This window comes from Sphingobium sp. TA15, from assembly GCF_037101235.1.
Classification (GTDB): Bacteria; Pseudomonadota; Alphaproteobacteria; order Sphingomonadales; family Sphingomonadaceae; genus Sphingobium; species Sphingobium indicum.
The window spans coordinates 1,097,626-1,117,131 of sequence record NZ_AP025355.1 but is presented as its reverse complement, the minus strand read 5'-3'; the positions used below and the strand labels follow the sequence as shown (position 1 = coordinate 1,117,131).

At 60.1% G+C, this 19,506-nt stretch carries 20 protein-coding genes and 1 pseudogene; 13 read left to right on the top strand and 8 right to left on the bottom strand.

What is annotated here, in order from left to right; all coding sequences use genetic code 11:
* Nucleotides 1-16: 16 nt before the first annotated feature.
* The 6 genes and pseudogenes from linC to Sj15T_RS05555 form a co-directional block, all read right to left on the bottom strand.
* Complete coding sequence (gene linC / locus Sj15T_RS05580) at nt 17-769, bottom strand: 2,5-dichloro-2,5-cyclohexadiene-1,4-diol dehydrogenase LinC (protein WP_013039118.1); 753 nt, start codon at nt 767-769, stop codon at nt 17-19.
* A gap of 39 nt (nt 770-808) precedes the next feature.
* On the bottom strand, nt 809-1,585 hold the full coding sequence (locus tag Sj15T_RS05575; RefSeq protein WP_013039119.1) for a TonB-dependent receptor: 777 nt from the start codon (nt 1,583-1,585) through the stop codon (nt 809-811).
* Nucleotides 1,586-1,626: 41 nt separating this feature from the next.
* Entirely contained in the window at nt 1,627-2,391 is a 765-nt protein-coding gene (locus Sj15T_RS05570; protein WP_001389365.1) for an IS6-like element IS6100 family transposase, read from the bottom strand.
* Nucleotides 2,392-2,570: 179 nt separating this feature from the next.
* Nucleotides 2,571-3,476, bottom strand: a complete 906-nt coding sequence (locus Sj15T_RS05565) for a LysR family transcriptional regulator (RefSeq protein WP_013041691.1) — start codon at nt 3,474-3,476, stop codon at nt 2,571-2,573.
* Nucleotides 3,477-3,655: 179 nt separating this feature from the next.
* A pseudogene (locus Sj15T_RS05560) lies at nt 3,656-3,820 on the bottom strand (transposase); the annotation flags it as partial.
* Nucleotides 3,821-3,827: 7 nt separating this feature from the next.
* Nucleotides 3,828-4,688 carry a putative DNA-binding protein gene (locus Sj15T_RS05555; protein WP_013041689.1) on the bottom strand — a complete coding sequence of 287 codons (861 nt, stop codon included), beginning with the start codon at nt 4,686-4,688 and terminating at the stop codon, nt 3,828-3,830.
* Here Sj15T_RS05555 and Sj15T_RS05550 point away from each other — a divergent pair.
* The 5 genes from Sj15T_RS05550 to Sj15T_RS05530 all read left to right on the top strand — a co-directional run bounded on the left by Sj15T_RS05550 (nt 4,638) and on the right by Sj15T_RS05530 (nt 9,797).
* Nucleotides 4,638-4,967, top strand: a complete 330-nt coding sequence (locus Sj15T_RS05550; RefSeq protein ID WP_081440728.1) for a hypothetical protein — start codon at nt 4,638-4,640, stop codon at nt 4,965-4,967. The genes Sj15T_RS05555 and Sj15T_RS05550 overlap by 51 nt on opposite strands.
* Nucleotides 4,968-4,981: 14 nt before the next feature.
* On the top strand, nt 4,982-5,344 hold the full coding sequence (locus tag Sj15T_RS05545; protein ID WP_013041688.1) for a cupin domain-containing protein: 363 nt from the start codon (nt 4,982-4,984) through the stop codon (nt 5,342-5,344).
* Between the two features lie 67 nt (nt 5,345-5,411).
* On the top strand, nt 5,412-5,624 hold the full coding sequence (locus tag Sj15T_RS05540) for a putative acetyl-CoA acetyltransferase (protein WP_013041687.1): 213 nt from the start codon (nt 5,412-5,414) through the stop codon (nt 5,622-5,624).
* Between the two features lie 418 nt (nt 5,625-6,042).
* Nucleotides 6,043-7,050: an aromatic ring-hydroxylating dioxygenase subunit alpha gene (locus Sj15T_RS05535; protein ID WP_081440727.1), complete on the top strand. Its 1,008-nt coding sequence runs from the start codon at nt 6,043-6,045 to the stop codon at nt 7,048-7,050.
* A 191-nt stretch (nt 7,051-7,241) separates the two neighbouring features.
* The gene (locus Sj15T_RS05530; RefSeq protein WP_013041684.1) at nt 7,242-9,797 is read left to right on the top strand and encodes a TonB-dependent receptor; all 2,556 of its coding nucleotides are present in this window, start codon (nt 7,242-7,244) and stop codon (nt 9,795-9,797) included.
* 94 nt (nt 9,798-9,891) lie between these two features.
* Here the strand turns inward: Sj15T_RS05530 and Sj15T_RS05525 are convergent, their stop codons facing one another.
* The gene (locus Sj15T_RS05525; RefSeq protein ID WP_233431924.1) at nt 9,892-10,770 is read right to left on the bottom strand and encodes a LysR family transcriptional regulator; all 879 of its coding nucleotides are present in this window, start codon (nt 10,768-10,770) and stop codon (nt 9,892-9,894) included.
* Nucleotides 10,771-10,934: 164 nt separating this feature from the next.
* Between Sj15T_RS05525 and linE the strand changes: the two genes are divergently transcribed.
* From linE to Sj15T_RS05490, 7 genes are all read left to right on the top strand, one after another.
* A complete protein-coding gene (gene linE / locus Sj15T_RS05520; RefSeq protein WP_007686007.1) occupies nt 10,935-11,900 on the top strand; it encodes a chlorohydroquinone/hydroquinone 1,2-dioxygenase in 966 nt (321 codons plus the stop codon).
* 34 nt (nt 11,901-11,934) lie between these two features.
* Nucleotides 11,935-12,735, top strand: coding sequence for an alpha/beta fold hydrolase (locus Sj15T_RS05515; RefSeq protein ID WP_218847786.1), 801 nt, complete (start codon nt 11,935-11,937; stop codon nt 12,733-12,735).
* Nucleotides 12,732-13,448 carry an esterase gene (locus Sj15T_RS05510; RefSeq protein WP_007686010.1) on the top strand — a complete coding sequence of 239 codons (717 nt, stop codon included), beginning with the start codon at nt 12,732-12,734 and terminating at the stop codon, nt 13,446-13,448. The genes Sj15T_RS05515 and Sj15T_RS05510 overlap by 4 nt, the downstream gene beginning before the upstream one ends.
* 7 nt (nt 13,449-13,455) lie before the next feature.
* Nucleotides 13,456-14,088 (top strand): YciI family protein, encoded by a 633-nt coding sequence (locus Sj15T_RS05505; RefSeq protein WP_007686013.1) that lies wholly within the window; start codon nt 13,456-13,458, stop codon nt 14,086-14,088.
* Between the two features lie 59 nt (nt 14,089-14,147).
* Nucleotides 14,148-15,188, top strand: coding sequence for a 2,5-dichlorohydroquinone reductive dechlorinase (gene linD / locus Sj15T_RS05500; RefSeq protein WP_013035740.1), 1,041 nt, complete (start codon nt 14,148-14,150; stop codon nt 15,186-15,188).
* Between the two features lie 113 nt (nt 15,189-15,301).
* The gene (locus tag Sj15T_RS05495) at nt 15,302-16,267 is read left to right on the top strand and encodes a PDR/VanB family oxidoreductase (RefSeq protein ID WP_013041681.1); all 966 of its coding nucleotides are present in this window, start codon (nt 15,302-15,304) and stop codon (nt 16,265-16,267) included.
* 161 nt (nt 16,268-16,428) lie between these two features.
* Nucleotides 16,429-17,349, top strand: coding sequence for an AraC family transcriptional regulator (locus tag Sj15T_RS05490; RefSeq protein ID WP_013041680.1), 921 nt, complete (start codon nt 16,429-16,431; stop codon nt 17,347-17,349).
* Nucleotides 17,350-17,405: 56 nt separating this feature from the next.
* On the opposite strand, the gene Sj15T_RS05485 is transcribed toward Sj15T_RS05490, so the two are convergent.
* A complete protein-coding gene (locus tag Sj15T_RS05485; protein ID WP_013041679.1) occupies nt 17,406-18,284 on the bottom strand; it encodes a LysR family transcriptional regulator in 879 nt (292 codons plus the stop codon).
* A gap of 97 nt (nt 18,285-18,381) precedes the next feature.
* Between Sj15T_RS05485 and Sj15T_RS05480 the strand changes: the two genes are divergently transcribed.
* Nucleotides 18,382-19,491 (top strand): S-(hydroxymethyl)glutathione dehydrogenase/class III alcohol dehydrogenase, encoded by a 1,110-nt coding sequence (locus Sj15T_RS05480; RefSeq protein ID WP_013041678.1) that lies wholly within the window; start codon nt 18,382-18,384, stop codon nt 19,489-19,491.
* Nucleotides 19,492-19,506 lie beyond the last annotated feature (15 nt).

Genomic DNA, 19,506 nt, shown 5'->3' with positions numbered 1-19,506 from the left:
CTGCTCCGTAAAATGATCAGATCGCGGTAAAGCCGCCGTCTGCTGCAAGGCAGGAGCCGGTGACGAACGAAGCCGCGTCGGACAGCAACCATACGGCGGCCTGGGCCTGCTCGTGCGGTTCGCTGAAACGGCCGATCGGGTGGATCGAGTTCAGATAGGGCTCAAGGCCCGCATCATTGTCCATCGCGCGCTGCAGCATAGGCGTGCGCACCGCGCCGGGCACAAGCGCGTTCACGCGAATGCCGTGCTTGCCATAGTCTGCCGCCGCCACGCGGGTCAGCCCGACCACCGCATGCTTCGCGCCGACATATTCGCCGTGCATCGGCACGCCGACCACGCCAGCGGCGGATGCGGTGTTGACGATCGATCCCTTCGTCCCGCGCTCGATCATCGCAAGGATCTGGTACTTCATGCACAGGAACGTGCCGGTTACATTGATATCCATGCTCTGCCGAAACCGTTCGAGCGACACTTCGGCAAGCGGCAGTCCGGCCTGCGGGATCGCCGCATTGTTGAACGCGCCGTCAAGCCCGCCGAACGCCGCCAGAGTCTGCGCGACAAGTGCCTTCACGTCCTCTTCCTGTGCGATGTCGCACCGGAAATAGGCGGCCTTCCCGCCAGACGCAGCGACGACCGCCTCACCGGCCTCGTCGTTGATGTCCGCCACCGCGACGTTGGCACCACTGGCCACCAGCAATTCCACGGTGGCGCGCCCGATGCCGCTGCCACCACCCGTCACGATTATCGTCTTGCCGCTCAAATCAGACATCTATCCCTCCAACAGTTTCTTATCGGCGTTCCGGTTTCATTACTGGAACTTGAAGCGCACGGTCATGCCATATTCGGCGGGTCGACCAGCGTAGCGAACAACGGTATCGTAAGTCTGGATCGTGTTTGTCAAGTAATACTTGTTGAAGATATTGCGACCCCAGCCGAAGACCGCCCAGCGGCCATCAGGCGCTTCCACGCCAAGCCGCGCGGAAACGAGCGTGCGGCCATTCACCTCGTAGAGATCCTTGTCCGCGTTGGTGATGGCCAGAACGCCCAGCGATTTGCTTTGTGAGGAGATCGTCGTGCCCATGGTTAGGTTCACGCCACCCAGCGGCAGGCTGTAGTCCGCGCTCAGGCTCGATTGCCATTTGGGCGAAAACGGCAGCCGTGCGCCGCTGAAATCGCCCCGGATCGGATCGAACAGGCCCACTTCGTTGGCAACGGAGCCGACGATCCCCTGATAGTGGCGAACCTTGGCGTCGATATAGGTCGCGGCCGCACTGACCGTGAGCCCCTCGACCACTCTGGCGCTCAGTTCCAGTTCGGCACCCTTGACGCGCGACTTGGGGACATTGACCAGGCCATCCAGCGCATTGAAGAACGGATCGACGATCTTGGCGCGCAGCTGCTTGTTCTTGTAGTCATAATAGAAAACGCCGCCATTCAGCGTCACTTTGCGATCGAACAGTGTGGTCTTGAAGCCTGCTTCGTAATCGACCAGCGATTCCTGCGTGACGGCGGCATATTGCGCGAACGTTCCGGCGGAGACGCCCGGGAAACTTCCCGCCTTGTACCCTTTCGGGCTCTGTTGCAAAGATTGGCGGCAGTCAGAGGTAGGCTGTCGCTCTGCGCCGATCAGGCGGCTGCTGCGAAATGGTGGTTGAGCATGCCCATGGCCTCCGTCAGCGCCGAGGGCCCAATGCCAAAAGCTCTCTCCACAAGGCGCACCTCGCCCCTGATGCCGGGCTGCAGGCACCAGGGGCGAGCCTGTCCTTTGCGCAGGGCTCGCATGACTTCGAATCCCTTGATCGTGGCATAGGCCGTGGGGATCGATTTGAAACCGCGCACCGGCTTGATCAGTATCTTGAGCTTTCCGTGATCGGCCTCGATCACGTTATTGAGATACTTCACCTGCCGGTGGGCCGTCTCCCGGTCCAGCTTTCCTTCGCGCTTCAATTCGGTGATCGCTGCACCATAGCTCGGCGCTTTGTCGGTATTGAGCGTGGCAGGCTTTTCCCAGTGCTTCAGGCCTCGCAGGGCCTTGCCCAGGAACCGCTTCGCTGCCTTGGCGCTGCGGGTCGGCGACAGGTAGAAATCGATCGTGTCGCCCCGCTTGTCGACTGCCCGGTACAGGTAGGTCCACTTGCCCCGCACCTTGACGTAGGTTTCATCCAGGCGCCAGCTCGGATCAAAGCCACGCCGCCAGAACCAGCGCAGCCGCTTCTCCATCTCCGGGGCGTAGCACTGGACCCAGCGATAGATCGTCGTATGGTCGACCGAAATGCCGCGTTCCGCCAGCATTTCCTCAAGGTCGCGATAGCTGATCGGATAGCGACAATACCAGCGCACCGCCCACAGGATCACATCACCCTGGAAATGGCGCCACTTGAAATCCGTCATCGTTCCGTCCGTCCAATCTCCGCCAAGCATGCTCAAGCTTCACGATTTTTGCAACAGAGCCTCTCAGCGCATCCTCTTCCGATAGCGCCGTTATGGCGACGCGTCGGTGAGGTTGACCATGATCCTCGGCTTGCTTGCGATCCAATGAAAGCTTTCGAAGGATCGATAGACGATGTCTATCAAAGACTTGAGAAAGATTCCTCGATGCCGGCATCGATCGCGGCGGCGAGCAGCGCAGCAGCCATGGGGGAGCGCGGCTCACGATCCGATATTACGAGACCGATCGCCTCGCTGTGGACCGGGTCGACGATGTCGATGGCGACGATGTCCGGCTGCTGGCCGAGCACATGAAAGAAGCTGTGCGGCACGATACTCGCCCAACCACCCTGTCGCACATGCGCGCAGACCCCGAGAAACGAGTTGCTGACGATCGCCGGATGCACGGTGAGGCCGATCCGGCTGGTGAGGCGGTCGATGATTCTGCGATTCTGCATGTCGGGACTGAGCAGGCAAAGCTGTTCGCCCGCTGCTTCCAGCCAGCTCACAGCCTTTCGCCGTGCATATTTGTGGTTCGCCGGAACCGCGAGCTTGTAGCGTTCCCGATAGAGCGACACACGCCGGACATTTTCGATCGGCTCGTTCTCGAGATAGGTAAGCCCGCCATCGAGTTCGAAAGCGTCAAGCCCCTCAGCGATCGCGCGCGAGGTGAGCGAGCGGATCGAAACCGTGGCGCCGGGATTGGCGTCACAGAAACGCGCCGTGATGAACGACACAGCCGGCATGGCAGCAGGAATCACTCCAAACCGAAGCTCACCCACCAGACCTGTCCGAGCACCGGCGAGATCGTTGATCAGGCTCTGATAGTCGGTCAGGATCTGGCGCGACCAGGCGAGGAGCTTCTCGCCCTCAGGCGTGAGCCCGGTGAAGCGATGGCCTCTCGCCACGAGCGGTACGCCGAGATCCTCCTCAAGTTTGCGGATCGCCGCCGACAGGGTCGGTTGGGTGATATGGCAGGCATCGGCGGCGCGGGCGAAATGCCTCTCTTTGGCGAGCGTCACGAAATAGGCGAGATGGCGGATGAGCATTTCGACCCTTTAGCAGAACATCGGGGCCGTCCCACGCCCTCCGGTATGGCCTTGCGTGTCCGCCTTTGCAATTTCGGACAAGAGGCCGGACGACCGAGCCTGGTCGATAGCGTTGAAAAAGGGCGTTCGAGATCGAAGCTGAGAGCGGGACCGGAGCGCGACGGCAGCTTTCGTGAGCTTCAGGCGGCAACTGCCGGGACCGGCATCGGAAGAAGCTTGGCCATTTTGCGGAGGTTCTTGGCGGTGGCGGCGAGGAGGAACTCGTCTCGGGCTCCGTTCGGACCGCGAAGGCGAAGCCGGTCGAGCTTCAGGATGCGCTTGAGGTGCGCGAACAGCATCTCGATCGTGTGTTCATGATGACTCTCCAGTGCAGATTCCTGTTGAGGTGTCGTCGGCGTTGACGAGCCAGATGCGCTGGGAGCCAACCTTGACGAGTCGGCCCTTGATCTGGCCACGACGGAGCCATCCGTAAACGGTTTGGCGGTGAGCGCCGACGCGATCGGCATATTCCTGGAGGGTGACCTCGCCATCATGTTGGCGCGGGACGTTTCCTGACCAGATCGGGCGTGTCGTGCCAAGTCCGCACCGCTGAAGCAGGCGGTGGATCATCGGGGCGTTGAAGCTGTCCTTCTTGGGCGGCGCCCAACCTTCGGTGTTCAGGATGTCCGCTATGCTCTGCGCCGTCGCCCCGTGGGTTCGGAGTTGGGTAATCCGGGCGAGTAGTTTGTCGAAGTGCTCCAGTTGCTCGAAGCGCCGCACGGGTCGGATGAACGCATGTTTGGTCACAACGCCGCCAGACCAATGACAGGTGAGCTCGGCGTGCTCGGTTTCGCCCAGAACCAGAACTTCGACGCGTTCCAGCAGCATGCGCGCGATGGTTTGTCGGTCACGTGGCGTCGTCGATGCAGCGCTCCATAGCGCCGGGATATTCTGCGCTAACTGTCGTATCGCTTCACGATCGGCGTCGGTGAGATGCTCGGGTTCCTCGGCCAGGGCACGCTGTTGCTCATCCCGAAGCGCCTGTTCGGCCGAGAGTGCACATTCCCAGTCTCGCTCGAGCGTCCGGGCGACCAAGCGGTTATCCGGGTCGACCGCTTCGTAACGACGGCGCACGAGCGCCGTCTCGTAGCCGGCGCGTTCCAGGCGCAGCTTCCATTGCTCATGAAGCTGCTGACGTTCGAGTTCGATATCCTCGGCCGCCTGCAGGCTCACATCGATTGCCGCAGGCGACAGCGCTTCAAGGATCAGCGTCGTGACCAGCTTGTCGACCGGCCGCGCACTGATCGATTGGCAGCGGGCGTCACCGTAGGTCGTCGCGAGCTGACGCTGCAGCGCAAAGGGGCTTCAAATGGCGTGGCCGCAGCGCTTGCCGAGGACGCCGTGCTCGCCATCCAGGGCGCGATCGTCATTGCCCGCTCGCTGGACGATAATGCAGTGTTCGATCGAGCGATGAAGCGGATAGGGACGCGCACGCTCTCATGGACTGAATAGGCAAGGGACCCGACATGTACAAAATCAATCTTGGCGAGGCGTTCGGTCGCTTCAGCGATCACTGGAGCCCGAAGATCGCGGGCGAACTCAATGACTCCTTCGTGAAGCTCGCGAAATTCTCCGGCCAATTCCACTGGCACCACCACGAGCATGAGGACGAACTGTTCCTGGTGGTCAGCGGTCGCTTGCCTATGGGGCTCCGAACCGGCGACATCGATCTGGATGCCGGCGAGTTCATCATCGTGCCCAAGGGGATCGAGCATCGCCCTGAGGCGCTCACCGACGAATGCAGCGTTATCCTGCTAGAACCGAAATCGGCGCTCAACACGGGCAATGTCACCAACGAGCGCACCGTTCGCGATCTCGAACGACTATAGGCGGGGGCAAGCGAAGGCACCCCTCCATCTGGCCCCTTCGCCTGGAAGGGTCTTCTCGTCGTAGAGAATGGACGCTATCGATCTGATTGAGCTCGATGAAGCCTTCGCGCCGCAAGTTCTGGCAGTAGTCAAGGCTTGGGGACGGAGTGCGGATAATAGCTGGCACGAGCGGCTCAACGTCAATGGGTCGGGAATCTCGTTTGGTCATCCTATCGGGGTATCCGGCGCTCGCATTCGAGGGACACTCGCCCACGAACTGCGCCAGCGGGACCTGCGCTAGGGAGTCCAGGCGATGTGCATAGGGAGCGGCCGGAGACTCACCGTCGTCTTCGAGCGATGGGTTCTAACCAAAGGTCATGCCCGGTTCGGCGATGCAGACCTCCGAAGACGAATATGATCGGTAAGTGCCTGTAGGTTCAACGATCTGTCCCATATCGGCCCGGGGAAACAAAGCGAGAATTTGCACCAAAAGAGCTGAAATTCGCAATCTTTCGAATGCAGAAGCTGTGATATGTCCGATAACTGAAAAAAGGTGGCGCGCGGAAATCCGATAGAACGGGCCCGCGATGCGGCTTGGTTCGCTCGACAAGGCCCGGGCGACAGGAAGGTTGTTGCACGAACTCGGATCCACAATCGAGCTCGCGCCGGAGAGGGTGTAAGCATGGAATACTTGGTACGCGGTTGCGTGGAGTGACGAGATCGGCGACCAGCCATTTGGTCGCAAAGTTATCGAAGATCCGCTCGTCATCTACCGAACCGCTGATGGTGAACTCCATGTGTTGCGTGACATGTGCCCGCACAGGTTCGCGCCCTTGTCCAAGGGAAAGATCATCTCGGATCAACTACAGTGCCCCTACCACGGATTGCGTTTCAATTCGAATGGTCAATGTGTCTTCAACCCGCACGGCGACGGGGTCGTCCCGAAGGCCGCGGTCACCCGGACCTATCCGGTCCTCGAAAAATTCGGACTCGTCTGGGTGTGGATGGGGCAGAAGGCCGCCGATCCCGCAAAGCTTCCAAACTTCGACTTCATGGACGACACGCGCTGGACCTACGTGAAGGGTCATATTCACGGCTCGGGTTATTATGAGCTTTTCACCGACAATATTCTCGACCTTGGCCATGCGGCATTCCTGCATACTGGTCTAAGCGCGCCGGCCTTCACCATCGGCAAGAGGCACGTGTTCCAGGATGGCGACACGGTGTGGAGCAATGTCTCTCATCCTAACGACTTCATCTCGGACATCATGAACAACATGTTCAACTCGCATGGCAAGCGCTTCGACGCATGGACGGACGTTCAGTGGACAGCGCCCGGGTCGATGTCGCTGCTCAGCTATTATGCCGAGCCTGGCACGCCAAAGGAGGACGGGCATATGCACACGTCCATCCACGTGATGACGCCGGAGTCACCGGACACCACACATTATTTCTGGGCTTTCGGGCGCGACATCCATCCGGACAATGAGGAGTTCTCCGCAAAATTGCGCGCCGGCATCGAATATGCGTTCGAGGAAGAGGACAAGCCGATGATCGCTCTCCAACAGGCGCAAGTCGGCGATCGGGACATCATGTCCATGCGGCCTGTGCTCCTGGCTGGCGATGCTGGCGCGGTGCGCGCTCGTCGCATGCTGCGTAAACTTATCGCGCAGGAGCAATCCAACGGCGAAGAGGCGAGCGATCAGAAGCAGTCAGTGGACGCTTAGGATTCAGTCCGCCTGTTTCCTGGCTGACTGTCGCTTCTGTCGTAAGTCTAGCGAGATCCAGTCTGCACGTGAGTTGAAAGTCAGGTGTGATGACTTCTTGCATTAACGCTGTTTGAAAGCGCGCAAGTGCCACTGGCTGCCAAAGCAGCCAGCCAGCTTGCGAAAAATAAAGAGGGAGGGAGAGGTACAATATGAAAAACCGCATCAAAATTGGGCTGATGCTCGGCACGGCTGGTGCGCTCGGCTGGACCCCGGCATACGCGCAGGCCCCCGCTGAGGCACAGATTGCTCCGGCGCTGCCTCAAGCCGTGGCGCCTGCTCAGGCGGAAAGCACAGACCCCGCGTCCAATGTCGGCATCGGGGACATCGTGGTCACGGCGCAGCGCCGCGCGGAGAATGTCCAACAGGTCCCGATTGCCGTTGCAGCTTTTTCCGGTGCGGCCCTGCAGGAAAAAGGCGTCGACAATGTTTCGCAGCTCGCGAACCTCACCCCCGGCGTGCAGCTATCGTCCACGTCGCAGATTTTCAGTTCGCCATCGATGTTGTCCGGATTCATCCGCGGCATCGGCCAGGACGACTTCGCACTCAACTTCGACCCGGGCGTCGGCACCTATGTCGATGGTGTCTACCTCGCGCGTACCGCCGGGTCGAATGTCGATCTTCTCGACGTGGAACGCATCGAGATCCTGAAGGGCCCTCAGGGTACGCTGTTCGGACGCAACACCATCGGTGGCGCGATCAGCGTCGTCACCCGCAAACCGACAGACGATTTCAGCGTGATGGGTCAGGTCTCGGGCGGTCGCTTCAACCGAATCGATGTCGGTGGCGTCATCAACATCCCGATCGTCGAGGGCAAGCTCAAGAGCAGCATTGCCTTCTCGTCGAAGAACCGGAACGCTTGGCAGAAACGGATCCCGTTCCCTGGAGCTGCAGGCTTTGCTTCGGATCCTTCAGAAGCCTTCCAGCAGATCGATTATACCTCGCGGACCGCAGCAGGCGGCATCAGCGAACAGGGCGTTCGCGGTAAATTGCTATGGAACGCGACCAATGCGATCGATGTGACGCTGGAGGGCGACTATCTCAACTCGGAAACGAGCGCTTCGCCAAGCACTCTTCTCGGTACACGGTCAACTGTGTTGTCACCGGCCGGAACGCCAGTCGATGCGGACGGAAACGGCGTCCCGGACTCCACTTTGGCCGACCTCTATAATACCTGCATCAGCCTTCCGGAGTCAGTGCTCGGCGCGATTGGTCTCGGCGGCGCCTGTGGCCCGCGTGCGGGCGGCCTCCCGGCTATCGCCGGCGCGAACGCGGACGCCGATCCCACCAATAGTCGGCTTCCGATCGATAACCGCTTCGTTACCGGTAGCCTCAACCGTGGTTACGGCACGGGTATCAATTTTACCAACACGCGCAATTTCGGATTCACAGGGACCGTCGATATCGACTTGGGTGGACCTGCCTTGAAGTCGATCACCGCCTATCGCAATCTCGACACCCGTTTCGGACAGGATCTCGACAACTCACCGGTCGTGGGGTTCGAGGGCTCATTCCGGGTGAAGCAGCATCAGTTCAGCGAAGAGCTGCAGCTTTCGGGCAAGGCGTTCAATGACAAACTCGATTATCTCGTCGGCGCGTATTATTTCTCAGAAGGTGGTAGGGAATCGGAGGATGTCGCATTTCCCGGCGGTCTGTTGCAGATCGTCGGAAACTATCGGTTCAACACCAAGTCCTACGCGCTCTTCACGCACCTCAACTACCGTGTGAACGATCTCATCGGGATCACGCTGGGCGGACGTTATACCAAGGAAGATAAGACGCTCGTTGGAAGCCAGCGGGACCTCAATATGCTTCTCACCAAACTCGGTACTCCGGCATTTCTGTTCCCGGATCCGACAGACCTGTCGCAATTCTACCCGACAGGGGAGCAGAAGCTCTCGTTCAGCAATGTTTCGCCGCGCGTCGGCATCGAACTCCATCCGACCGAGCGGATAATGCTGTACGGATCATTCTCGAAGGGGTTCAAGTCGGGCGGCTGGACGACCCGCGTCGCCGCTCCGGTCCCGCCGGATCCGACCAAGCCTGCGGACAAGCAGGCGCCGAGCTTCAATCCGGAGAAAGCCGACACGTTCGAGATCGGCTTCAAGTCGCAGCTTTTCGATCGAATGCTGCAAGTCAATGCTGCGGCATTCTACACGGACTACAAGGGCATCCAGATCCAGATCCAGCGCGGCATCGGTGCCTCCTTCGAGAACGCCGGCAACGCCAGAATCAAGGGTTTCGAGGTCGAGACGATCTTCGCGCCGAGCCGCGTCTTCCGCGTGAGCGCGTCGGCGGGATACATTGACGCTTACTATCGGAGGATCAACGATCCGTCGGGCACGATCACGCTGGCGAGCCGGCTGCCGCGTGTCCCGAAGTGGACCGCGACGCTATCTCCCGAGTTCAACGTTTTCCTGGCCAATGAAGGTCGGGTCACACTGCGGGCGGATTATTCCTACAAGTCCACCATGGCGGCGGATGCGGAAAACACGCCCGAGTTGTTCAGTGGGAATGTCAGCCTCGTCAATGCCTCGCTCACGTACAGCGCGCCCGGCGACGACTGGTCTCTCGCAATTGGCGGGAACAATGTTTTCAACAAACGCTACATCGCAAATGGCGTCAATCAGCTCAATGGAGCTGGCCTGCTGAGCGCGGTGCCGAACAGGCCGTCTGAATATTATGCGACTTTGAGGTTTAAATTCTGATCGACCCGGACTGATCCCACTCCGGATGCTCCTATCTGTCCGGCCCGGGTTTAACCTAGGCCGGGCTTTCTTTGCTAGGTCGATGGCAGCTTTCTCACATCCGCGCGGACAGCACCTTGTGCAGGAGCTGTCGCAACCAGCGGTGAGGCGGGTCGTCTTGGTTCCTCGCATGCCAATATTGCCTGACCTCAAATGCTTCCATAAGAATTGGCGGCCGCACGGCCCGGAGTCCGTAGACCTCGGCGAGCCGACCAATCACGCGAGCCGGAGCGGTAAGAATAAGGTCCGACTCGAAGCAAGCTGCCAACGCCACGAGAAAGCTGCTCGCGACGATCCTGATCCGATCGGGATGGATCTTGTCGAGGAGAGCGCGTTCGACGGCACGATGGGCATGGGCCATACCCTTGGTGCTGACCACGATATGATCTGCGGCCATGAAGTCATCGGTCTCACCGGACTTGATGAACGGATGACCTTCCTTTCCGAAGCACAGATATTCCTCCTGGTAGAGCCGTTGCGTCTTGATGCCGGCAACAAGGCTCGGATAGGCGCCGACGGCGATATCGACATGCCCGGTCTCGAGCGCGCTCACCATTTCATCGCCGCTCAGCGTGAGTGCGCGGTAGCTGGTGTGTGGTGCCTCGAACCGCGCCGCCGAATGCAACGCCGTCAAAACGACAAGATGGGCGATGTCCGATCCGGCAATGATGAATTCGCGCTTGAGACGGTCAGGTGAGAATGTCTGCCCGCCTTCAGCCAGGTCGCGACGCAGTTCCAGCAGTTGCTGAACAACCCCGGCGATCGCCTCGGCACGTGGTGTCGGCTCCATGCCGTCGCGCGCCCGGACGAGAAGCGGGTCGCCCAATGCTTTGCGCAGGCGCGCCAGCCCATGGCTGGCGGTGGGCTGCGGTAGGTCGAGTTCTCGTGCAGCGGCGCTGACGCTGTGCCGCTTTAACAGCGCATCCAAAAGCACCAAGTGCCGAAAATCCAGGTCATCTATATTCACAATCTGAATTGTATCTATGAAGGTCCGCCAATTGTCAAATACTCCCTGATCCCTCAAACAGGCTGCAGCAGCGATCGTTGTGCAGGTTTGAAGAGACGATCCGCAATCGCAGAAAATAGTGGAGAGCGATCATGATGCAACTGCCCGAACGCGTCGAAGGACTTCATCACATCACCGTCGCGACCGGATCCGCGCAAGGCGACGTGGATCTTCTCGTCAAGACGCTGGGACAGCGGCTCGTCAAGAAGACGATGTTCTACGACGGCGCACGGCCGGTCTATCATCTGTATTTCGGCAATGAGCTTGGCGAACCGGGCACGCTGTACACCACTTTCCCCGTTCGCCAGGCTGGCTACACCGGAAAGCGTGGTGCAGGGCAGATATCGGCGGTTTCCTATAACGCACCCGTCGGTACGCTTTCCTGGTGGCAGGAGCATCTCATAAAGCGCGCTGTGACCGTCTCGGAAGTGCGTGAGCGGTTCGGGCAGAAATATCTGTCGTTCGAGCACCCCGACTGCGGTGTCGGCTTCGAAATCATCGAGCAGGACACGGACGGCCAGTTCGAGCCCTGGGACTCTCCCTATGTGCCCAAGGAGGTCGCGCTGCGGGGCTTTCACAGCTGGACGGCCACCCTAAATCGCAATGAGGAGATGGACTCCTTCATGCGCAATGCCTGGAACCTGAAGCCCCAGGGACGCGACGGCAATTACCAGCGCTACGCTTTCGGCAATGGCGGTGCGGCCAAGGTGCTAGACGTCTATATCGATGAGGACGAAAGGCCCGGCACCTGGGCGCTTGGCGAAGGCCAAGTTCATCACGCCGCGTTTGAAGTCGCCGACCTCGACGTGCAGGCCGCGCTCAAATTTGACGTGGAAGGCCTCGGCTACACCGATTTCTCAGATCGCAAGCACCGCGGCTACTTCGAATCGATCTACGTTCGTACGCCGGGCGGCGTGTTGTTCGAAGCCTCGGTCACGCTTGGTTTCACCCATGACGAGAGCCCCGAGAAGCTCGGCAGCGAGGTCAAGGTCGCGCCGCAGCTCGAAGGTGTAAAGGACGAGCTCCTCCGGACGATGAACGATCCGATCGTCATTTGATCGCAAGGATGACTCCGCAGGCTGGGTGAAGAGAATGTGGCGACATCGGGCAGTCAATAGCCGAAATGGTGCGCGGATCGGTGTTCATACCACTGGCTTGCCGAGCGGTGAGCCGATCCTGCTCCTTTCTTCCCTGCTGGCCGACTGGCGGTCCTGGAATGACGTGGCCGGTCGTTTACCTTCAGGGGTATATGCGATCACGATGGACCTGCGGGGTCATGGAACGAGTTCGCCGAGTGCCGGCGACTACAGTCTAGCCGAACTGGCGGCCGACGTGCTTAATGTAATGGATAACCTCGCGTTTGCAAGAGTTCATCTTGTTGGCACGTCGGTCGGGTCGATGGTCGCGCAATATCTTGGCGCCACGGCGGGACACCGGCTTATCTCGCTGACACTCGTGGCAGCAGGTTCTCTCGTTCCAGAGCCAGCTTGGCCGATCTGGGACAAGCGGGTGGCCGCAGTGCGCAGCGGCGGGCTCATTACGCAGGTGCCGATCGTGTATCCGGCATGGTTTTCCGGAGCGGTCGACCAAGGTCTGCTGGATCTTGCTGAGTCGATGATCTTGGCCACGACAGTTGCCGGATTCACCGGCGCTGTCGCAGCGATCAAGGGCCATGACGCGAGAAGCCTTCTTCCGCAGGTCGAAACGCCAACGCTCGTCATAGCCGGTGCGAACGATGCCGCCGTGCCACCGGAGGCGGTCCGCGCGACCGCCGCTCTCATTCCAGGTGCCGCATTCGAAGTTGTGACGGGTGCCGCGCACCAGGTCGCGATGCAGCATCCTGTCGCCTTTGCGGACCGGCTATGCCGCCATATTGCTGGAGCGCCGCGATGACGTTTTCCCCTGAAGGACCCTATGGGACAATCGTGACCGGCCCGCCTGTCGAACAGGCAAATGCTGCGATCATTCTTCTGCACGGCCGTGGCCAGCGTGCGCAAGCGATGCTGGAACTTGCGAGACAGCTCGATCTGCCCTCTGTCGCCTGGCTTGCCCTGCAAGCGCCCGCCGGGGCGTGGTACTCGCCCAAATATGACGGGTTCGATCCAGACGGCGACAGGTCTGTGGCTGACGCCTGCACCGCCTTGGCTGAGATCTCCTCGCGGCTGGAAGCAGCCTGGGTCGCGCTAGACCGTCAGGGCATAGTCGGCTTCAGCCAGGGTGCCTGCCTCGCCAGTCACTTCATGTGGTGCGGCGCTGCGAAAATGGGGTTCCTGGGCTCGCTGACCGGAAGCCTCCCGGGTTTTGAGCTCCCAACCGCGCCAGTTGAGCCTCGGTTTACCGGTCTCAAGGCGATATTCACAGGTGGTCTGAACGACGATTGGGTCAAGGCAGAGCATGTGCGGGAGACAGCTGAGCGCTTTAGACTCTCTGGTGCTGATGTCGGCGAGTATATTCAACCGATCAAGGACCATGGAATTGGGGCGGACGAGATCGCGTTGTTGCGAGACACCCTGATCGCACGCTTCGAGCTGAACCCGCCGGTCCCTACGCGCGGGCCGCGACATCAGCCGCTCGTGCCGCAAAGCACGCCAAGTCTGACGGATTGAACGTCCCATGCTGTTCTCCGTCATAACCACCATCTCGCCTGAAAAGCTGGCAGAGCGCACAGCAGCCATACCGGCACACCGCGCCTATCTTGCGTCGCACACCGCAAGCATTTTGGCAGTGGGGACCACCTTCGCCGAAGGCGGCGATTTGGTCGGATCGACATATCTCGTTGATGTCGACGATTGGAACGCAGCCCGGGCCTTCATCGCCGAAGACCCCATGACCGTGTCCGGGGCACGTCAAAGCATCGACATTCTTGAATGGCGGATGGGCGGGTTCGATCGGCGATACCCCTGGCAAGGGGCGAACGTCGAGAGACAAGACGCAGCGCATCAAAGTCTGAATAAGGAAGGGGTGAGCGCTGCGCCCCAACCTTCGCTCCGCACACGCCATCTCAGAGTGTTGCTGCTGATCACCACGCTCGCGCCGCTAGTGGCCCTCGTCAACATTCTCTTGGGCGACACCATTGCCCATCTTCCCGTTTTGCTGCGCTCCTTCTTGGTCGTGGGGCTTGTCGTGCCCGCCGCGACCTATGTTGCACTGCCGCTGCTTACCGGCCTTGCGCGCTGCGTGGGGCAGGAGCGCCGGGAAAGTTCACCAGCCATCCGGCCGCCGGCGGAACACACTCATTCTACATGACGATTTAGCCCGCAAAAATCCCCGAACGTCTCAGTTCCAGGCAAAAGGATCATAAAAATATGAGCGCTGATACAGAAACCCTGGCGAGGAAAGTCCGTGAAGAGGTTATCAAGCCTGAGCAATCGACTCTGATTAGCCCGGATCGACAGTCACCGAGCCTCCTTCGCCGCGAAGCGACGGTCGAACCGCGGTTCGAACTGTTCCACTTCGTGTTCTCAGTCTGCTCGCAAAAGGTGCGCGGCACCCTAATGGAGAAGGGCGTGACCTTCGGCTCCAACGAGTTGACGATCCTTCCCCCGCAGAATGAGAATTATTGTCCGCAATATGTCCGGCTGCGGTTGCGATCGGAAGCCGCAGCCAAGCACCGTCCTGTCAGCTCGTTCACTGGGCAGTCGTCTGTTGATTCCGAAGGGTTCGACCCGCTCGTCGTACCGACCCTCGTCGACCATGAGACCGGCCGGATCCTCGCCGATTCCAAGGCAATCTGCCTCTACCTCTGCGACGCCTTGTCCGGCGGTACCGATCTTCTGCCCGCCGACATACGGGAGGCTGTGCTCAAGCAGGTCCAGCTCGCTGACACGACGCCCCATGTAGCCCTGCTCTACGGCGCCGATCCGGACGGTGATCGTCGGCCCGAAAGCATGCAGGCGGTCATGCCCGGCATCCACGCACACAAGATCGACGCCGTGCGCCGCAATATCCCGCTCGCGGACGGCGACCCGCTTCTCCTCGAAGCCTACCAACACAAGATTGTGAAGGAGGAAGCCGCCGCCTCGTTCGTCATCAACGAGCCGCAAATGCGGACCGCCATCTCGAAGGCGGAGCAGCTGGTTACCGATCTCGATCGCGACCTCGGGGCGTCCACCGGACCTTGGCTGTTCGGCGACCGCTTCACGCTCGCCGACCTGTTCTGGGCCGTCAGTCTCTACCGCTTCCTCTGGCTCGGCTATTCGGGTTTCTGGAAAGACGGTGCAGGCAAGCCCCGTGTCGAGGCCTATGCCAATCGGCTCTTCGCGCGGCCCTCCGTCAAGGATGCGATCATCCAGTGGCCCGGCCATCCGCCGAGCGAGAATGTCATCCATCTCCTGAGCAACGCCTAAAGGCAACCACCGCGCCGTCCGCAAGCGACGCGGTCCATGCCCTGAACGCGTCGTCCGGCAGGGCCGAGACCATTCAACAGCGCTCGAATCCAGGACGAGCATGGATTTCTTATATGGATCAAACACTTCTCGAAGTACGCGTAACAAAAAAGACCCTTGAGGCGGATGATATCGCGAGCTTCGAGCTGAAGAACTGCGACGGCTCATCGCTGCCCCATTTCAGCGCCGGCTCGCACGTCGACGTGAACATGGCCAACGGACTCGTGCGGCAATATTCGCTGTGCAACGTGCCCGGTGAGACGGACCGCTATCTCATCGCGGTACTCCGCGATCCAAACACCCGTGGTGGGTCGGCTTTCATGCATGATCGAGTACAGCAGGGCGACACCCTCACCATCAGCCAGCCGCGCAACTTGTTCGCGCTTGCGCGCGACGCGCGCCGAAGCATCTTGTTCGCCGGCGGCATAGGCGTCACGCCGATCCTCGCAATGGCCGAAAGACTGGCGCAAATCGATGCGCCGTTTGAACTCCATTATTGTGGGCGCTCAAGATCGCGGACGGCTTTCCTCGACCGGATTTCGTCCTCGCATTTCTCCAAACAGGCGCATTTTCATTTCGACGATGGGCCAGAGGAGCAACGCCTCGATGTGAACGCCATCTTGGCATCGCCCAGTGCCGATACCCATCTTTATGCGTGCGGTCCGTCGGGTTTCCTCGATTTCGTTTTGGGCGCTGCCAGTCAGCTCGGCTGGAGCGGTAGCTGCGTTCACCGGGAGTATTTTGCGGCCGCGGCGACCACGAGCGCCGAGGACCAAAGCTTTGAAGTCGAGCTCGCCAGCTCCGGCCAGACTTTTCACATACCGCCAGACAAGACGGTGCTTGAGATCCTTGCCGCGAACGGCATCGATATACCGGTGTCGTGCGAGCAAGGCATATGCGGGACGTGCGTCACACGCGTGCTGCGCGGCGAGCCGGACCACCGAGACCTCTTCATGACGGACCAGGAGCATGCCGCGAACGACCAGTTTACGCCATGCTGCTCGCGCGCGCGATCACTTCGGCTCGTTCTTGATCTTTAGCGGAGTGAAGGAACCTCGCGGGATGATGTTGCAGCGCTTGTTGCGATGGTCCGCAATGAGGTAGAAGAGAGAAAACGAAAAGGCAGGGCCATGGAGAGAGCAATCGAACCAGTCAAAAGGGGACATCCTCCGTTGCCGCTGCATGCGGCGAAGGTCTGAGCATGCTCGCGCCGCCCCCCGCGCCGTTGAGCCCTTTCACGCTCTGCGAGACCCACGGCATCTTTGAACTGCCGGGCTGCAGGGTGCGCCGCTCGAGCGCCGAACTGGAATGGTCAAGCCTCTTTCTCTCCGAGCAGGATGAAGCGCCGTTCAGTGCGGAGGTGAATGCGACCAATGATCATCTGATCGTCATGCATCTCAGCGATCCGGCGCGGGTCCAGCTCGAAGCCGACAACATGACGGCTTGCGCGGTCATTCCCCGCCGTAGCCTGTTCGTCTGGCCAGCCGGGCACGGGTTTCAGATCAGCGTCGATGCGCCGGTGGAAACTCTTCATCTCTATGTGCGGCGTTCGCTCGTCGAAGAGGTAGGGCTGGCGATGGGATATGACGGCATCGATCTTGTGCTCGAACCACGCCTGGGCGTTTACGATGAACTGCTCGAGCAGTTGGCACTGGAAGCGCGCCGGCTCGCCTCGCGCAAGGACCGTGCCTCTCACGTCTATGTCGATTGGCTGGCATGTGCGATCGCCGCCCGCCTGATCGAGTCCAACATGCTCATAAGGGAGGAGGATCCCCAGGATCAGAGGGGTCTTGCACCCAACAAGCTCAAGTGCGTGACGCAGTTCATCGACGAGAATCTCGCAGGCGAGATTGCCATACCGCGATTGAGCAACGTTGCCGGCTTAAGTCCTTCGCATTTCTTGCGCCTGTTCAAAGTCGCGACAGGTCAGACACCGCATCAGTTCATCGTTCGCCGACGCGTGGAGAAAGCCCAGCACCTCTTGCGCGGCACCAGTCAGCCCATCGCCCAGATCGCGTTCGCGTGCGGCTTCTCACATCAACAGCATTTCTCGAACGTTTTCACGAAGTTCAACGGCATGACGCCGGCAAATTTTCGACGCGCTACCGAACGGCGAAACTGACAGTGCCAGAATTGGGGGTGAGCCGATTAGGGTCGGTTCCGGCGGCGCAATCGACGCTAGGGATTGCGAGCGACGCCGCCCTGCAGCATCTCGATGAACAATCTTGTGCTCAACCGCAGATGTTGACGATGCGCATAAACGACCCAGATCGGTTCTTCCGGGACGGAGGACGTCTCGAGCAGCGAGACCAGTGAGCCCGAATTGATGTACGGCTCAACATAGAAATCGGGAAGCTGGCAGATGCCGAAGCTGGCGAGCGCCGCGTCGGCGACGGCCGTGCCGCTATTCACGCGCAAGGGGCCCTTCGGACGAAAATCGACGAGTTTATCATCAACGATGAAGTGCCAGACGTCCGCGGTCCCCTGGATACAGGCATGATACTTGAGATCATTGATGTCCGAGGGAACGCCGTGCTTCTCCAGATAATCCGGTGTCGCGCACAAATAAAGCTTTCGTGACCCTATCCGGCGACCAATCAATCGAGAATCCGAAAGATGGCCGGTGCGGATCGCCACATCGTAATTCTCGCTGACGAGATCGACTACTCGGTTGTTGAGATCCAATGTCGCGATCACCTGCGGATACTGTTTGACAAAGTGGCGGATGAGTGGCGCAATAACGCGCTCGCCGAAGGCAATGGAGCACGTCACATTCAGCGCGCCGCGCGGCGGCCCCTGACCGTCGCTCAACGCGAAAGCCTCAATCCTGTCTTCGACCATGTGTCGGCAGCGGTCCGCAAAAGCGTGCGCGAACTCGGTCGGGGTCACGATCCTGGTGTTGCGTTGAAATAGCCGTTCGCCGAGCCGCGCCTCCAGTCTAGAAATCGCCCGGCTCACATGTGACGGAGACTTGCGCAATGACTTTGCAGCGGGCGCAAAGCGGCCGCGATCATAGACGGCCAGAAACTCCTCAATCCCATCCCATTCTGATGTCATTTGATTATGCCTAATCTGGAATAATGTCTTGCCGTAACAGCTATTCCGAATGGCTGCGAGCGCGAATATTCCTCATCGAAACTAGGAGATAAGGTGTATGAAATCGCGTGCAGCCGTGGCGTTCGAACCCAAAAAGCCATTAGAAATCGTGGAAGTGGACGTCGAAGGGCCGAAAGCTGGCGAAGTCCTGCTGGAGATCATGGCGACCGGCATCTGCCACACTGATGCCTACACGCTCGACGGCTACGACAGCGAAGGGATCTTCCCCAGCATCCTGGGTCATGAAGGTGCCGGGATCGTCCGCGAAGTGGGCGCCGGCGTCACGTCGTTAAAACCCGGCGACCATGCTATCCCGCTCTACACTCCCGAGTGCCGTCAGTGCAAAAGCTGCCTCTCAGGCAAGACGAACCTGTGCACCGCGATCCGCGCCACGCAGGGCAGGGGCCTGATGCCTGACGGGACGAGCCGCTTCAGCTACAAAGGGGAAAGCATCTTCCATTACATGGGTTGCTCAACCTTCTCCAACTTCACCGTCCTGCCCGAGATCGCGGTTGCGAAAATCCGAGAAGACGCGCCGTTCCAGACCAGCTGCTATGTCGGTTGCGGTGTCACCACTGGCGTCGGCGCAGTCGTGAACACGGCGAAGGTCGTTCCCGGCGACAATGTCATCATTTTCGGTCTCGGCGGCATCGGCCTCAACGTGCTTCAGGGCGCGAAGATGGCGGGCGCCAACATGATCATCGGCGTCGATATCAATCCCGACCGAGAAGAATGGGGGCGCAAGTTCGGCATGACCCATTTCGTTAACCCGAAGGAGATCGCCGACGATATCGTTGCGCATCTGGTGGCCCTGACCGACGGCGGCGCTGACTATACTTTCGACTGCACCGGCAACACGACCGTAATGCGCCAGGCGCTCGAAGCCTGCCATCGCGGCTGGGGTACGAGCATCATCATCGGAGTTGCCGAAGCGGGCAAGGAAATCTCCACGCGCCCTTTCCAGCTCGTCACCGGCCGCAATTGGCGGGGCACCGCATTTGGCGGCGCGAAGGGTCGCACCGACGTCCCCAAGATCGTCGATTGGTACATGAACGGCAGGATTCAGATTGACCCGATGATCACGCACGTCCTCTCGCTTGAGGAGATCAACAAAGGCTTCGACCTGATGCACGCCGGCGAGAGTATTCGTTCCGTCGTGGTTTTCTGATGGCGGCCAAATCCA

Coding starts and splice junctions, on each gene's coding strand:
- linC (WP_013039118.1), bottom strand. CDS start 769: ATGTCTGATTTGAGCGGCAAGACGATAATCGTGACGGGTGGTGGCAGC.
- Sj15T_RS05570 (WP_001389365.1), bottom strand. CDS start 2,391: ATGACGGATTTCAAGTGGCGCCATTTCCAGGGTGATGTGATCCTGTGG.
- Sj15T_RS05565 (WP_013041691.1), bottom strand. CDS start 3,476: ATGCTCATCCGCCATCTCGCCTATTTCGTGACGCTCGCCAAAGAGAGG.
- Sj15T_RS05550 (WP_081440728.1), top strand. CDS start 4,638: ATGAAGCTGCTGACGTTCGAGTTCGATATCCTCGGCCGCCTGCAGGCT.
- Sj15T_RS05545 (WP_013041688.1), top strand. CDS start 4,982: ATGTACAAAATCAATCTTGGCGAGGCGTTCGGTCGCTTCAGCGATCAC.
- Sj15T_RS05540 (WP_013041687.1), top strand. CDS start 5,412: ATGGACGCTATCGATCTGATTGAGCTCGATGAAGCCTTCGCGCCGCAA.
- Sj15T_RS05530 (WP_013041684.1), top strand. CDS start 7,242: ATGAAAAACCGCATCAAAATTGGGCTGATGCTCGGCACGGCTGGTGCG.
- linE (WP_007686007.1), top strand. CDS start 10,935: ATGATGCAACTGCCCGAACGCGTCGAAGGACTTCATCACATCACCGTC.
- Sj15T_RS05515 (WP_218847786.1), top strand. CDS start 11,935: ATGTGGCGACATCGGGCAGTCAATAGCCGAAATGGTGCGCGGATCGGT.
- Sj15T_RS05510 (WP_007686010.1), top strand. CDS start 12,732: ATGACGTTTTCCCCTGAAGGACCCTATGGGACAATCGTGACCGGCCCG.
- Sj15T_RS05505 (WP_007686013.1), top strand. CDS start 13,456: ATGCTGTTCTCCGTCATAACCACCATCTCGCCTGAAAAGCTGGCAGAG.
- linD (WP_013035740.1), top strand. CDS start 14,148: ATGAGCGCTGATACAGAAACCCTGGCGAGGAAAGTCCGTGAAGAGGTT.
- Sj15T_RS05495 (WP_013041681.1), top strand. CDS start 15,302: ATGGATCAAACACTTCTCGAAGTACGCGTAACAAAAAAGACCCTTGAG.
- Sj15T_RS05490 (WP_013041680.1), top strand. CDS start 16,429: ATGCTCGCGCCGCCCCCCGCGCCGTTGAGCCCTTTCACGCTCTGCGAG.
- Sj15T_RS05485 (WP_013041679.1), bottom strand. CDS start 18,284: ATGACATCAGAATGGGATGGGATTGAGGAGTTTCTGGCCGTCTATGAT.
- Sj15T_RS05480 (WP_013041678.1), top strand. CDS start 18,382: ATGAAATCGCGTGCAGCCGTGGCGTTCGAACCCAAAAAGCCATTAGAA.